The organism is Mucilaginibacter yixingensis, from assembly GCF_041080815.1.
GTDB classification, from domain to species: Bacteria; Bacteroidota; Bacteroidia; order Sphingobacteriales; family Sphingobacteriaceae; genus Mucilaginibacter; species Mucilaginibacter yixingensis.
In genome coordinates this window covers 2,202,433-2,218,351 of the sequence record NZ_CP160205.1, presented here as the reverse complement: position 1 = coordinate 2,218,351, position 15,919 = coordinate 2,202,433, and the positions used below count along the sequence as shown (strand labels likewise).

The following is a 15,919-nucleotide window of genomic DNA, read 5'->3' as shown; positions in this document are numbered from 1 at the left end:
GCCCAACGGGCAACAACCTATTTAAATGAAATTCCCAAAACATCAACCTATCGTGCTTAAACAATTGCGGTACGTGGCCATGCTAACGATTGCTTTGCTGGCCCTGAAAAACAACGGTATTTGTCAATCTGTCTCAGTCAAACCAGAGGCTACACGCCAACATATTTCCATCAACAATGGCTGGAAGTTTTTCAGGTATCCCGAAGGAGCTACGCCCGATAGTTTGATCTACGATGCAAGACCCAGCTTTGAAAACCGCGATGGCGGCCCCGCTGATGCCAGGCCCACCGATGCCGTGTCCATAAAAGCCGACGCCAAAGTTTTAAAACCCTGGATTATGCCCAGCGGCAATGCTTTTATCAGAGACCCGGCCAAAAGATATATCAGGCCCAAGGGCAATCCAGGCGGCCAGTTCCCATTTGTGAAAGGCGACTTTAACGACAGCAATTGGCAATTTGTTGATCTGCCCCACGATTGGGCCATAAAAGGACCTTTTTACACCGCCGATAATGCCATTATAGGCGGTGGCATGGGGCGGCTCCCGGTGCAGGGTGTGGCCTGGTACCGCAAAAAGTTAAACATCAGTAAAGCTGATGCCGGTAAGGCTATTTATCTGGAGGTTGAAGGCGCCATGTCATACGCTATGGTTTGGCTTAACGGCAAACTGGTTGGCGGCTGGCCTTATGGTTACAGTTCATGGCAGCTGGATCTTAGTCCTTACGTTATTCCCGGTGGCGATAACCAGCTGGCTATCCGCCTGGATAACCCTCCGGCATCATCACGGTGGTATCCCGGGGCGGGGATTTACCGTAATGTATGGCTCAACAAACAAAACAAAATTCATGTGAGCCAGTGGGGAACAACGGTTATCACCAAACAGTTGTCGCCAGCTGCAGCGACGGTTGGGTTGAGGGTGTCTGTAGATAACACATCAAGTAAAAATCAGCAGGTAAGCATCGGCACAGCCATTTATCTTCTAGGTGCATCAGGCCAGAAAGTTGGCCAACCCGTTGCCCGGATTAAAAATATGGAAGTAACCATCTCCGGCAATCAGGCTGATACCATTAATGCCACAGCAACCATCCCTCAGCCCAAACTCTGGGGGCCTCGGCCTACACAAAAGCCCAATCGTTATGTGGCGGTAACTACCGTATATCAGAATGGCCAGCCGGTTGACAGCTACGAGACACCGTTTGGCGTCCGGGAAATTCGCTTTGACCCCAACGAAGGCGTATTTATAAACGGAGAGCATATTTACATCAAAGGCGTTAACCAACACCATGATCTGGGGGCTCTCGGCACTGCGTTTAACCGTCAGGCAGCCAGACGCCAGTTGGTTGAACTGCGTGAAATGGGCTGCAATGCTATTCGCCTGGCGCATAATCCACCAGCGCCAGAGCTGCTGGACCTTGCCGATGAAATGGGCTTTATGGTGATAGATGAAATTTTTGACGACTGGGAAACCAAAAAGACACCGCTTGATTTTCACCTCATCTTCCACGAATGGAGCGAGCAGGATTTGCGCGCCCTGGCCAGAAGAGACCGTAACCATCCCTCGGTATTGATGTGGAGCTTTGGTAACGAAGTTGGCGAACAATATACCGGCGAAAAGGGAGCATCGGTAGCCAAACGCCTTTATCGCATTTTGAAAGAGGAAGACAGCACACGCCCATCAACCGCAGCCATGAACTATGCCAAGCCGGATATGCCCCTCCCGGCCGTTGTTGATGTTATTGGCCTGAACTACCAGGGCGAAGGTATCAGGGATGCCGATGCTTATAAAGGGCTTAAAGGCATCAGCACGCCACCGCTGTATCCGGCGTTCCATAGCAAGTTTCCGGATAAAGTGATTATCAGCACAGAAAACGCAGCGGCACTGAGCAGCAGAGGCGAGTATTATTTCCCTGTATTTAGCGGCACCAGTGCACCGGTGAAAGATGGATTGGGTGGCGACAGTAAAAAGCACCAGGTAAGCGCATACGAACTTTACAGCGTAGACTTTGGCTCATCGGCAGAAAAAGTTTTGGCTACCATGTATGCACACCCCTATGTTGCCGGCGGCTTTGTATGGAGCGGCTGGGATTATATAGGCGAGCCTACTCCCTATTACAGTTCGCGCAGCTCATATTTTGGCATTATAGATCTGGCTGGATTTAAGAAAGATCGATTTTATCTCTATCAGGCCGCCTGGCGACCGGAACTGCCAATGGCACACCTATTACCACACTGGAACTGGCCTGACCGTATAGGCAAAATTGTACCCGTCCACGTATTTACTTCGGGCGATGAGGGCGAGCTGTTTGTCAACAACATTTCTCAGGGCCGCAAAAGATTAGGCAAAAATGAATACCGCCTGCGCTGGGACAGCGTGAGCTATCAGCCCGGAAAAATAAAGGTAGTGACTTACAAAAACGGCAAACCGTGGGCAACTGACAGCCTGGCCACTGCCGGACCAATGTTTAAACTAAAATTGATGATTGACAGCACAGGTTCAGACGAACCGAACAAAAAATTGGCATTTATAAAAGTATGCGTTACCGATCAATCAGGCATGGTAGTGCCAACGGCTAATATCCCGTTCTCTGTTTCATTAACCGGCGACGCGGAAATAATTGCTACGGACAACGGTGATGCAACAGACATGACCTCGTTTGCGGCAACTAAGCGTAACACGTTTAACGGTTGGGGCTTGATTGTGCTGAAAGCTAAGCCTGGACAAACTGCTAAAACAAAAGTATCCGTGGTTTCTGATGGACTTAAAAGCGATGCTATCAGCCTGAAAGTTAAGGACGGCGAATTTGTTGAGTAAGCACAGCCGTTAACAGTTATTCAAAAAGCGTTCGGGAAAAAAATAACAGGTCGCCCCGATGGGGCTGAGGAAAAAGAGACCAACACACCTACAAACAGGTCGCTCCTCCGGAGCTATTATTATCACATTTCAAAGAAAAGTCCCATAGGGACGGCCTGTTTGTAGTATAAAGCCCCTACCGAGAACAAGCCCCAGCGGGGCGACCTGTCCATCGTTCAGGAAGATCGCTTTAAATCAACTCAGATACTACTTACCGAACAAAAGCCCACAAAAAAGGGAGATGCATGCATCTCCCTTTAACATATATGCCCCAAATATATGCCCCGATATTAATATCCAGGATTTTGATAAGCGGCCTTATCTGCTGCGCTCATATCCAACGCGTCAATCTGCGATTGCGGGATTGGTCTTAAATAGTTTGTTGGCACAATGGTACGGGTAAACGTACCAACTGAATGATCGTTAAAATCATTAGGATTGGTTGCACCCGCAATTTGTAAGGTGCTGCTCAACTCGGTCCATTTTTGGGTGCGTACCAGGTCAAACCAGCGGTAGCCTTCGCCAAAATATTCGCGGGTTCTTTCTGCCAGGATGTAGTTGATATCAATAACCGCTGGTGTGGCGGCCGTCATGGCCGCGCTGTTATCCTGCACTTTGGTTACCTGGTTACCATTATCAAAGCGCCATTTGCCTGCACGGGCACGCAGCACGTTAATTAAACCGCGTGCAGTACCGTCATTACTATAGGTACCGCTGATGGCTCTGGTGGTTGCGCCTTTAACCGCAGCCTCTGCCGCAATAAAGAAGAACTCAGAGAACTTAACAGCAGGGAACGGACGGGTACTGCTGCCATTTGGAGAACCTAAGCCACCGTTGTTATCTGTACGGTAAGGGCCCAGTTTAAAATTGGCCGGATAGGCAATCCTGCTGATCTTGCTTGGCTCAATCACAAAGTCTGCTCTTCCGGGCAAAACACCGGCACCTACCGAACTTTTATAGGTCGAGTTAGAATAATCTACACCGGTTACATCATTATCCAGGAAGCTGAGCACCACATCCCCCTCGCCTATTGGCAGGAAATTAGCGTTGTAAAGCGTGCTGCCCGCGTAGCCGGCCTCTTTCATGTTACAGTGATACTTGGTAACAAAGGTGCCATCGTAACGTGAGTCATTTACCTTATCGGCAAAAGCAACTTTAAACACAGCCTGAGGCGGCGCCAGCAACGTCCACGGGCGACCTAATGACTGTACAGCCGCACGTTGCACCGAGTTATAGGCGCTCCAGCTGGTGTTGGTTTTACTGCTGGTGATAATGGTGTAATTCCACTGTTGGAACCATGAGGCAAAGTTATCGGTACTAAAACCACCGCTACTATAGCTCAAATCGCCACCATTGTACTGGCTGCTTGATTGGGTATGATCGGCATACAACATTACTTCGTTATTACGGTCGTTCGTGGCCACATTTACATCATAAAATGTTGGTTGTAAGCCGTACGGACTTGGCGCCTCAATACCGGCAGCCGCTACGGTATAAGCCTGATTGAAGTAATAAGTAGCATCATGTCCTCCCGGGTCAGTACGTGGCGCATCAGGATAAGTTGGGATATTGTTTGGATTTTGCAACCACCAGCCGTAGGTTAAATAAGCTTTGGCTAAAATTAAGCGAGCCACGTTTTTGGTCAGTCCGCCGGTAACACGTGCTGTGGTAGGCAGGTTATTGATGGCGGTCAGCAAATCAGGGAAGATGGCTTTGGTGTACACCTCAGGCACCGTATTCCGTTTAGAAGTTCTAACGGTAGAGGTATTAAACTTCAGTTCGCCTGCCCCCAAATCCAGCGGCACGCCGCCGAAGGTTTGCACCAGCAGAAAATAATCAAAGGCACGGAAAAACCTGGCTTCGGCAATCAACGCATCCGACACACCTACTTTGCCACCGTTTTCAATTACGCCGCTGGCCGTATTGATATCAGGAAAGTTATTGTTCCATACAATGCCCGAGTTATCAGTCTGTTTGTTTATCGTTCCAACTCCAGAGAAATCTATGTTTTTGGTGTTGGCATCTGCAAGCTGTGCCCAGGTTTCCTCATCAGTACCGGCCTCGTTAGAGTTGATGAAATAGCCATTGCCATACATATACCTCAAGTGACCATACAGCGAGGTAATACCGCCCTGCACACCCGCCTGTGTGCTAAAAAAATCAGGCGTAAATGTTGCTCTTGGCTTTTCGTCTAAAATTTTGTTACAACCGGCCAGTGTAACCGCGGCTAATGCAGCCGTTTGAAAATATCTTTTATATACTCTTTTCATCGTGGTATATTTTAAAATGTCACATTTAATCCAAGTAAATAGTTACGGGTGTTAGGCACGTTAGTACCCACAGTCAACAATCGGGCTTGCCCGCTGCCGTAAGCCACGGCCATGGTTGAGCTATCGTTAGCGTAGCTATTAGGTTCAGGATCTTGCTTAGACTGTTTGTAATATGGCGAGAAGAAGATGAACGGGTTTTGTGCGGTAGCATAAACACGCAGCCTTTTTGCACCAATAGCTTTCATCCATTTGCCCTCTACATTATAACCGAAGGTTAAGGCGCGGATTTTTAGATATGATGCGTCAAAATAACCTAAAGTTGAGCCATACATTGGGTTGTTAGAACCCTTTGGACCCAGTGGATCAGGGAACTTAGCGTTCGGATTGTCCGGAGTCCAGTAGTCAATTTTGATGTTGGCATTACGTCCAGACTCCAGGTTCATGTAGCTATTGGCACCGTACAGCGTGCTGTTCAGAATACCGCCATTTACAAAGGCGCCCACTACGCTGAAATCAAAATTTTTGTAGGCAACGCGGGTATTGAAACCACCCTGGAATTTTGGATCAGCATCCAGAATCTGGCGGTCGGCCGCGCTGGTAGTACGGGTTGGCGATCCGTCTGCATTGTAAGTACCGGTGTAAAGCACTTTAATCATGCCCGGTACGCCTGATGGGCCTTCATACTGCTTCACAGTAGCAGCCTCGCTGGTTTGCCAGATACCTATCTTCTGGTAATCAAATATTACGTTGAGCGGATGGCCCACAAACAACCAGTTGTTCTCGTCGCGGGTTTGTCCTGAAGCCAGGGCTGTTACACGGTTAACGTTACGATAAACGTTTACGCCTGCATCCCAGGTCCAACCATTTTTATGATCTATAATGGTACCGTTTAATGAAATTTCAAAACCTTTATTTGATGTTGAACCTACGTTACCAACATAGTTAGCTACGCCAGAGGTGGCAGGCAAGCCAACGGTCAACAATAAATTGCTGGTTCTGGTATCATAAGCTTCAACGGTTCCTGATAATCTGTTATGGAACAAAGAAAAATCAAGTGCCAGATTCTTGGTTTTAGAAAACTCCCAGGTTAACAAAGGGTTAGGCAATTGGCTAACATAATACCCGTTGGCGTTAGTGGTACCAAAGTTGTACGGCCTAACGGTTAACTGACCCAGTGTAGCATAAGGCGCGATAGACTGATTAGAGGTTTCGCCATAACCGGCACGCACTTTTAAAGCGTTGATCCAGCTTACGTTTTTCATGAAGCTTTCTTTGTCAATATTCCAGCCTGCGGACACTGCCGGATAATTATGCCATTTGTGGCCCTCGGCTAGCCTTGAAGAAGCATCACGACGATAGGTTACAGTAAGCAGGTATTTATCGTCATAAGTGTAAATGGCACGTCCCATTAATGACACTAAACCGCTTTGATTGTAACCTTGTGAAGCCGGATTGATAGAAATATCATCGTTGCTGCCGGTTGAGGTTTGGCCCAGGTTAAAATATTGAAAACTATCGCCTGCAATATTTACCCTGCTAATGTATGAGCTGTTATAGTTTGTTTGCTCGGCAGAATATAACGCAGTTAAGTTCAGGTTATGTTTCTTAGCAAAAGTACGATCGTAGAAAAGCAGGTTTTCAATTGTCCACTGCGTGGTTTGCGAGTTGGTGATTGACGCACTATTCTGACTTTGGGCGTTAGAATTGAAAACACCTTGGCCGGTATAGCTGCCGTTGTTACTGTTACGTATATTGCCGCCCAGGTTAAGGCGATATTTCAATCCGGTTACTCCCGGAATTTTCATTTCCAGATAAGCTGAGTTATAAGAGGCAAAATCTTTAGTGCGGTTAGCATAAGAGTCGCCTAAGCCAGCCATGGTGTTGCGGGTGTATACCCATGCCTGGTCTAGCGCCTCGTTCACTATTCTTTTGGTAGATCCATCAGCATTAAACGGATTAGCAATAGGTGATAAAGCCAACATGCTACTTGCAGTTAAGTTATTACCATCTGTAATGCTGTAGTTGGTATTAGTAGTAAAACCAATACGGAAGTACTTACCAATCTCCTGATCTACAGATCCGCGTAAGGCAATACGGGTGTATTGTTGTAGCGGAATTGGCGACTGATCATTATAATAACCTAAACCAAACTTATAGCTGCCATTGCTGGCGGTAGAACCCATCACATTCAAATCATGATTTTGACTGAAAGGCGTTTTTCTGTAAAACAAGCTCTGCCAATCGGTATTGGTGGCTCCGGTCATATCCTCGTCGCTACCCGGAACAGTGTACAGGCCGGCTCTTTTGCGCAGCGCAATAAACTCGGTGGCGTTCATCATCGGATATTTCATTACATCCTTAACCATGCCATAAGCACTGTAAGAAATTTGCGGCGCCTGCCCCATGCTGCCCCTGCGGGTGGTAACCAGGATAACGCCGTTTGCACCGCGAGAACCATAGATGGCCGTTGCAGATGCGTCTTTTAGAATATCGATGCTTTTGATATCATCCGGGCTGATATCTGCAATGGTTCCGCCGAACGGGATACCGTCTAATACAATCAGTGGATCATTTGATGCATTGATAGAACGGGTACCGCGGATGCGGATCTGTGCCGTAGCACCTGGCTTGGTAGAGTTTTGCTGTATTTCAACACCTGGCAAACGGCCCTGTAAAGCCTGGGCAATGTTTGCTGATGCTACTTCATTCAGCTTGGCTCCGCTGATAGAAGCAACCGAACCGGTTACCGATTCTTTACGCTGGCTACCATAACCAACCACAACTACATCCTGCAAGGTCTTTGCATCTGGCACTAAAGTAACATTGATATTGGTACGGCCATCAATAGCTACAGCTTGTGTAACATAACCTACTGAGGTTACCTCGAGTGTTGCGTTTTTAGGGGCCGAAATTTGATACGAACCGTTAATATCGGTTGCTGTTCCGCGGGTGGCTCCTTTAATACGGATGGTTGCTCCGGGCATGCCCTGGCCTCTTTCGTCAAGCACATGGCCTTTAACAGTTACGTTTTGAGCATATAAGCTCAGCGAGAAAATACTTAGTATGACTGCCAACAAAAGGGATACTCCCCTTTTTGAAGCCGGTTTATTGTGCGCATTTTCGAATTTCTTCTCGTAAATTTTTAATCGCATAATTAGTATCTATAGGGTTTAAAGATTGGGTTAGTTTCTTTGCTCGAATATTAGGTCCTGGATCTAATATTTCAAAATATCTGTCAATTATTAATCATGAGCGTTTAGCTTAATCCCTTCTACGTTTATTCTGCAATCGATTGCAAAACCAGACCGTATGAGTTATTGATTTCTATTAAAATTTATTATTTGGTTTATATAATTGGTGTGAGAGTCTAAGAATGCCCTCACTTAACGGATGCTAATTTCACTCAAAAGCGATAATAGCTATTGTACATTTGACTAAAATGATGCTCCAATTGTTCAATTTTGAGTTCAGAAGCATCCATCAGCATCAAATCCCCATTTGCGGGTATCTTTTATAAAAAATTTCAAGCAGCAATGGTGATACCTATCCTTTTATTATGAAGATCCGTCGCTTTTGGCCGTGGCACAATAATAACTTTGATTGAACATGCCGCTCCGATGGAACTCAAAAATCTACTCTTAAAACTTAGCTATTAACATTTCGCTCCTAACGGAGCTACAAAGCGACTATTCAGTCCCGAAGGGACGACATGTTAATAGCTTATTGCTGCAAAAAACATTCTAAGCTCCTTCGGAGCGGCATGTAAAATAGCCTCCTGTCCAATCATTGACAATTACTCTGATAAGGAGAATCACTCTGAAACTGATGAAGTATTGATTTTGCCTTTGTTGCCCCGCTTGGTGTTCAGATATTCTGATGGCAGAACGCCGTATTTGGCTTTAAACATTCTTGAAAAATAGCTTGGCGTTCCAAACCCGGTCATGTAGGCAACCTGCGCCACATTATAATCGCTGTTTTCAAGCAGTACGGCTGCCTTATCTAGCTTTACTGTGCGCATATACTCTATTGGGGTTAAACCGGTTAACTCGCGAAGCTTGTAATAAAGCGATCCCCTGCTCATGCCAACATGTTTACTCAAATCTTCAACAGAAAGATCAGGATCACTCAGCCGATCGTCTATATATTTAATAACCTTGTTAAGCAGTTTTACATCGGTCGATTCTATTTCCAGGGGCTCGCTGGTTACCTGGATTTGTTTGGTATAGGTATCTTTCAGATGTTTATTCAGATCAAGCAGGTTGGCAACTTTAGTAAGCAATATCTGGAAATTGAAAGGTTTGGTCAGATAATCATTAGCGCCAGATTGCAGGCCTCTCAGTTGCTCCTCCTCGCCGGTCATGGCGGTTAACAAAATCACCGGGATATGGCAGGTACGTTTATCGGCTTTCAGCTTCTTACTTAATTCAATGCCCGACATGTAAGGCATGCTGATATCGCTGATAACCAACTGCGGGTGCGCGCTCAGTGCTTTCTGCCAGCCTTCTTTGCCGTTAGCAGCCTCAATAATGCGGTAATGTTTGCTTAAATGGTCTGCCAGGTAGTAGCGCAATTCGTCATTATCTTCTACCAAAAGCACCGTGACTCTTTGATCTGTCGCCTTATCTTCGGCGCTCTCCCCTTCGGCCGGCTGTCTTGCTTCCGGGAAATTCAGGTCTGATACATTTACGTCATCTGCATCCGGCGCCGATGGTTCAGGACGCACAAGCGGTAACTTAATAGAAAACTCGGTACCGCGGCCCGGGGTACTTTTTACCGCCACGTTGCCGCCATGCAACTCCACAAACTCTCTGGTGATGGACAGGCCGATGCCAGTGCCTTGCTTAATAACGGCATCCTGATTATCAACCTGGTAAAAACGATCAAAGATCTTATCGATATGATCTGCAGAAATACCTATACCTGTGTCACTTACCTTTACCAATAAGGCCGGTCGTTCTTCGTTCAGGTCGGTTAATTCCATGGAGAGCGATACCACACCGCCTTTGGGCGTAAACTTAAAAGCATTTGATAGCAGGTTGAAGATGATGCGTTCAATCTTGTCTTTGTCAAACAAAACGGTCCAGTTATCGCACGCCACCTTGATCTGAAAAGTGATCTGTTTTTTTACGGCGATGTCTTTAAATGAATCAGCCGTTTCCCTGATAAAGCTAATGGCATCTGCCTGTATCAGCTCCAGCTTCAATTCCTGCTCCTCCATCTTTCTGATATCCAGCAGCTGATTTACCAGATTAAGCAGTCGTCGCACGTTGCGGTTAATCATGTGCAGGTGTTCGGCATCGTCTACCTCAAAATTGCGTTCGAGCAGTTTTTCTACCGGTGCCAGAATAAGCGAGATCGGGGTTCTAAACTCGTGACTAAGGTCTGTCAGGAATTTTATCTTCAGCAGGTCCAGCTCATGCAGGCGTTCAGCCTCCAGGCGTTCGTGTTCTATCAGTTGCTTAACCTGCAGCTTCTCCTGCTCAATCTCAAACTCTCTTCTTATTTTGTTGATTCCACGCCGTCTGATCCATAACAACGAGCCGCCTATCAGCAGAAAATAAATGATATAAGCATAGATTGATCGCCAGAATGGTGGCAGGATGGTGATCTTGATTTCGGTAACCGGCGTGTCCCAGGCCTTATCGTTATTATTTGCTTTTACCTGAAACACATAAGTCCCCGGATCAATATTGGTATAATTGGCCGTATGTGCCCTGTGAACATAGTTCCAGTCTTTATCATACCCTTTCAAACGGTAAGCGTATTGCGCTTGTTTGGCCGATGTAAAATCCAGCACGCCGTAGCTGATAGCAAAATTTTGCCCGTATTTCAGCACCATCTCTTTAGCAATATTGATTTGCTGTTTAATGGGCGACTGCTCGCCCGGGATAACCGAAACATTACTAACTTTCAGATCATTCAACAACACGGGGCCCGGCACAGAAGGATTTGGCAGTTTAGCCGGATTAAAATAGTTAAACCCATCCTGCCCGCCAAAAAACACGTCGCCGTTACTGGCTTTAACACCAGAGCCAACCAGGAACGCCCCTTGCTGTACGCCGTTTTCGGCACCAAAATTTCTAAACAGCTTTCTTTTTCTATCAAAAGAACTAATGCCCCGATCTGTACTTACCCAAAGCAATCCCTCGTCGCCTTCCAGAATCATTTTGGCAAATCCGCTGGCCAATCCATCTTTTTCGGTAAATGACTGAAATTTGCGTGTCGCTTTGTCAAAATAGCTAATGCCTTGATTGGTGGCTACCCAAACAGTGCCGTCTTTAGCTACCAACAGATGAGATATCACCCCGTTTGCCAAATGGCTGTTCTCTCGGGTATAAAGCGTAAAAGTTTTACTATTAGGATGATAAACCGCAATACCAGTCCCCGGCGACCCGATCCAAACATCGCCGCCGGGCGATACCGCTATAGCCGAGATAAAATCATTTATAGGCAAGCTGGCTTGTGTGCCGGGCAGATCTTTATTGTTGTTGAGGTATGAGAAGCGTTTTCCTGCCGGGTCGTAAATGTCAACACCATGTCCCAGCGTGCCTATCCAAATATTGCCTTTACTATCCTCAGTAATGGCGGTGATATCATTACAGCTCAAATTCTTATCGGTATTGCCTGCCAAAAACTGCTCACTCTGGCCATTAGCATCAATGCGGAACAATCCGTTATGATAGGTACCGGCCCATAGATTGCCTTTGCGATCTACATATAAAGCCATCACTACTAAATCTTTACGATCAGGACTCAGTTTACTGCGCAAGGTGAACAGCGTAAACAAGCCGGTTTTCCGGTCGAAGAACTCTATCCCGGCACCGTCTGTACCAATCACTATTTTGCCATTGGGATATGCAGTTATTGATGGCACAAATGGCGACTTTAATCCCGCCGGATCAAATGGATCACTCAACTTCAAATTAAACAGCGGCAGGTGCTGATCATATTTGCTGATACCTCCTGCAAATGTGCCTACCCAGTAAATGCCTGCCTTATCTATAAAAATGCTGCGGATAGAGTTGTTCTTTAAGCTGAAAATATTGCGGGGATTAGAAGCCAGCCATTCAAAGCTATCCGTTGTCGGGCTGTAAATATCCACGCCGTCTTCGGTACCCACCCAAAGCGTGCCGTTCTTATTTGCGCTTAAGGAGAAGATGGTGTTATTGCTGATGCCGCTGCGCGAGTCGCCGTTGTGCCGGTAGGCTTTGAAATTGTTACCGCCCAGCCACTTGTTCAATCCATCAAAAGTACCCAGCCATAGATTTCCACGAGTATCCTGGGCCACGCACTTAACAATGCTACTGCTCAGGCTGTTTGGGTTATTGGCCTCATGTACAAACCGGGTAAACCGGTTGGCTTGCCGGTTATACAGATAAAGGCCCTGGTTAGTACCCACCCACATCTGTTGATGTGAATCTTCGAGGAGAGAAAGCGCTACAAAATTTTTGCGCTCTTCCGGGTCAGCGCTCAAGATGGGCAGCTTTACAATCCGCCCGGTACGGGGATCAATCTTACGGAGGTCGCTATAAGTTGCTACCCAGATCCATCCCTCATGATCCTGGCACAGCGCCCTGATAGAAATTCCCGGTAGTTCTGCCCATGAGCCATCGCCCTTAAAGGGCACAAAACGATCAGACTCCCGGTCATAAGCACATAAACCACCGCCGCCTGTTGCTATCCAGAGCGTGCCTGTTTTATCTTCCATAGATACCAGCACCTCGTTTGCAGGCAAACTACCGCTGTTTTCCGGGTCATGCCGGTAGGTAATAAAATTTGTACCGTCATACTTGGTTAGGCCATTAGTGGTGCCAAACCACATCAGGCCGTACCTGTCTTTAATAATAGTGCTTACCGTATTTGAGGCCAGCCCCTCTTTGGCGGTGATTGATGTAAAATTGATGGCATTCTGGGCATTGCTGTACAATGGCATCCACAAGACAATCAACCAAAACATTAAACAGCTTCGCTTCAATTTACACATCATCTTACTAAAGGTTTATCTGTCAGCGCAGCTTTAACCACGCAGACAGAACGTATCCGTTGAACGGAAAAAAATAATTGGTCTAACTATAAAATTACCGGTTCTCTGTAATTACCGGAATTTGCTTGTAAAATCTAAATAATATACCGGATATAAAACTGCTAATGGTTTATCTCTATTAACAAAAGAGCCAAAACACATCATCAAAGTCAGGCTCCCTCCTCTATTCAGGTGGACCGAGATAACTCGGTTTCAATCCTCCTGAATCCAGTACAATTTTTTGCAGCACCACCGCCGGGTCAACCATCCAATATTTTATGGTATGTTTTCCCGGTTTGCTAACGCGATGCCGGGTAGTCAGCTTTCTGATATTGTCAGAAACAGCCCCGGCCCATTCCTTGCTATCTGTCTTGGCAGCCATATTTACCAGTTGAGGCTGCTCGTCATCAACAGAAATAGCGTAATAAAGCCCATCGCCACCGTTCCTGAAATCGAGCGTAGGCGATATATAAGTGGTGATGGCCACGGTACCGGTATCCTTCAGCCTGATGTTATATTCAAGATGAGGCGTGGCAGCCGCAGGCTTAATTCTTGATGCAGTTACCGGCCATGGGGTAACACCAGATAAAGTATTACCATAATCTGGAACAGTTAACCAACTGATACCTTTTTGGTTAACAGCTTTGCTATAGTGCTCCGCTTCAATGGCAATGTAGCCATGTGTGTCTGCCGGCAAACCGTCAATTTTGGGGGTGTGTTCCAATCCTTGGGCTATTGGTGTTTCTTGATGACCTGATACACTCTCAGGACTCAGCGTAACCACATCCGGCATGCGATTGGTTTTCGGGTCAGACCACATTACGTAACCGATATGTGTTTGATCCATCATGTGGTTCCATTTGCCCCCAGCCAGTTGATGATTGTAGTAATTGGAGATCTGCTGATCTTTATCAAAAAGCTGCTTCGCTGCTGCAGCTGCCTCATTTGTTGCACTGGCGTTACCCAGTTGTGCGTAATATTTGTTTTTAGCCACCTCAAAATATAACTCATTCAGATTGGCACAGGCTTGTATGGGATGCCAAACCAATTCATAAAATGCATCCTGATAAGCTTTAGGGAGCGCACCTGCTAAGGCTTCAGCCTGCTGCTCTAGCTGCTTGTAGTCTTTTACCACATGCTCAAATTCATTGTAGTTGATCAAGCTATAAGTGTTTTGATCTAGCAATTCCGGTTTTCGCCTGGAATTATAACGGGTGTATTGCGTCAGTAGTTCTGCAATTTTCCCGGCGTGCTCTGCACCAAACTGTTGTTTTGCCCAGTCAATTGCATATTGATGCAGTTTGGCGGCCGGCCATTTCTCGGGGTTCCAGGCATAATCCAGAAAGAAACTGATGGGGTATTCCATCGGCTTTAAATCACCTACGTTGACTACCCAGATCTGCCTGGCGTTGTAAGCATAAGCCAGATGCATTTGCTCCCAGGTTTTAGCAATAGTATTGGTATTAAGCCATTTATAATTGCGCGGACCACCTACATAGTCAAAATGATAATAAATACCGTAACCGCCCTTGCGGGGTTTGCCGGTCAGGGCAGGCAGCTTGCGGATATTGCCCCAGTTATCGTCGCACAACAACAGGGTGATATCATCGGGTACGCGCATGCCTTTGTCATAATAATCCTGCACCTCTTTGTAAAGCGCCCACATCTGGGGCACATCGGCAGGGTCTTTTTTCAATACACTACCTATAATCTGCCGCTGATCTTTAACTATGTTTTCTAACAGCGCAATGTTACTTCCCTCGGTCATAGGCATATCTCCGTCGCCGCGCATGCCAACCGTAACCACGGTTTCTTTGTTGCCCATGTGCTCAATTCCTTCGCGCCAAAAACTTTGCAGTTCCTGTTTATTGGTTTCGTAATTCCATGCGCCTTTGCCATAACGTTTCCATTCCTGCTGCGCCCTGTCCATGGGTTCATGGTGCGAGGTACCCATTACCACGCCATACTCATCTGCAAGTGCAGGGTTCTCTTTATCATCATCATTAAAGGCGTTACCCCACATGGCAGGCCATAGGTAATTACCTTTTAAACGTAAAATCAGTTCAAAAACCTTCTCATATACATGATGATTCAGGCCATTAAATTTCTCTCTGGCCCAGCCTGAGAACGCGGGCGCTTCGTCATTAATAAATATGCCGCGATATTTTACTGCCGGAGTGCCGTCGGTATGTCTTGAGGGCAGCACGTACAATGCTTTCTTGCGCTTCACCGGAACATCGGCCCACCAATACCATGGCGATACGCCTATTTGCGCAGAAAGATCATAAACGCCGTAAATGGTGCCCCGCTTATCGCTACCGGCAATAATTAACGCATCTTCAACACCGGGGAACGGATGATGTACCGACTGTATGAGATATGTCTCCCATTTCCCGGCAATATCATTTACCTTGAGTTTACCCTGCTTTATCAGTCTGTCTATCCATTGATTTTTGCCTATTGTGCCGATAATAACTACTCGTTTTTGCGCTTTATTAACCATAACCGGCAACTGACCCGTAACCGCCTGCACATCTGTAATAAAAGAAGCAGCGGCACGCTTTACACCGGGCCATTCGCTGTCGCTAACAAGCACGGGCGATGCCTGCCCCCCAGCCACCAGCGGAAAATAATTGGCACCGGGCTGCTCGGCAACACAAACTGCATCTCCAGGGCTTTGTGCCAAACATCTGCCGGCCAGCAGGCAAAGCAAAACAATAACTGAACGCAAACAGGTATATCTGGTCATCGTATTTTCGGTTGCTCAGCAAAAGAGCG

General features: G+C 46.6%; 5 protein-coding genes. 1 reads left to right on the top strand and 4 read right to left on the bottom strand.

What is annotated here, in order from left to right; all coding sequences use genetic code 11:
* Positions 1–25 precede the first annotated feature (25 nt).
* A complete protein-coding gene (gene galB, locus ABZR88_RS08795; RefSeq protein WP_211309807.1) occupies positions 26–2,809 on the top strand; it encodes a beta-galactosidase GalB in 2,784 nt (927 codons plus the stop codon).
* A 329-nt stretch (positions 2,810–3,138) separates the two neighbouring features.
* Here the strand turns inward: galB and ABZR88_RS08790 are convergent, their stop codons facing one another.
* The 4 genes from ABZR88_RS08790 to ABZR88_RS08775 all read right to left on the bottom strand — a co-directional run bounded on the left by ABZR88_RS08790 (position 3,139) and on the right by ABZR88_RS08775 (position 15,890).
* Positions 3,139–5,118, bottom strand: coding sequence for a RagB/SusD family nutrient uptake outer membrane protein (locus ABZR88_RS08790; RefSeq protein WP_107828613.1), 1,980 nt, complete (start codon positions 5,116–5,118; stop codon positions 3,139–3,141).
* Between the two features lie 11 nt (positions 5,119–5,129).
* Positions 5,130–8,192, bottom strand: a complete 3,063-nt coding sequence (locus ABZR88_RS08785) for a TonB-dependent receptor (RefSeq protein ID WP_245917040.1) — start codon at positions 8,190–8,192, stop codon at positions 5,130–5,132.
* Between the two features lie 737 nt (positions 8,193–8,929).
* Positions 8,930–13,075: a hybrid sensor histidine kinase/response regulator transcription factor gene (locus tag ABZR88_RS08780; RefSeq protein WP_170113602.1), complete on the bottom strand. Its 4,146-nt coding sequence runs from the start codon at positions 13,073–13,075 to the stop codon at positions 8,930–8,932.
* 250 nt (positions 13,076–13,325) lie between these two features.
* Complete coding sequence (locus ABZR88_RS08775) at positions 13,326–15,890, bottom strand: glycosyl hydrolase 115 family protein (protein WP_107828610.1); 2,565 nt, start codon at positions 15,888–15,890, stop codon at positions 13,326–13,328.
* Positions 15,891–15,919 lie beyond the last annotated feature (29 nt).

Excerpts from the sequence above, each read along its gene's own strand:
- ABZR88_RS08790 (WP_107828613.1), bottom strand. The coding sequence starts at position 5,118 with ATGAAAAGAGTATATAAAAGATATTTTCAAACGGCTGCATTAGCCGCG.
- ABZR88_RS08780 (WP_170113602.1), bottom strand. The coding sequence starts at position 13,075 with ATGTTTTGGTTGATTGTCTTGTGGATGCCATTGTACAGCAATGCCCAG.
- galB (WP_211309807.1), top strand. The coding sequence starts at position 26 with ATGAAATTCCCAAAACATCAACCTATCGTGCTTAAACAATTGCGGTAC.
- ABZR88_RS08775 (WP_107828610.1), bottom strand. The coding sequence starts at position 15,890 with ATGACCAGATATACCTGTTTGCGTTCAGTTATTGTTTTGCTTTGCCTG.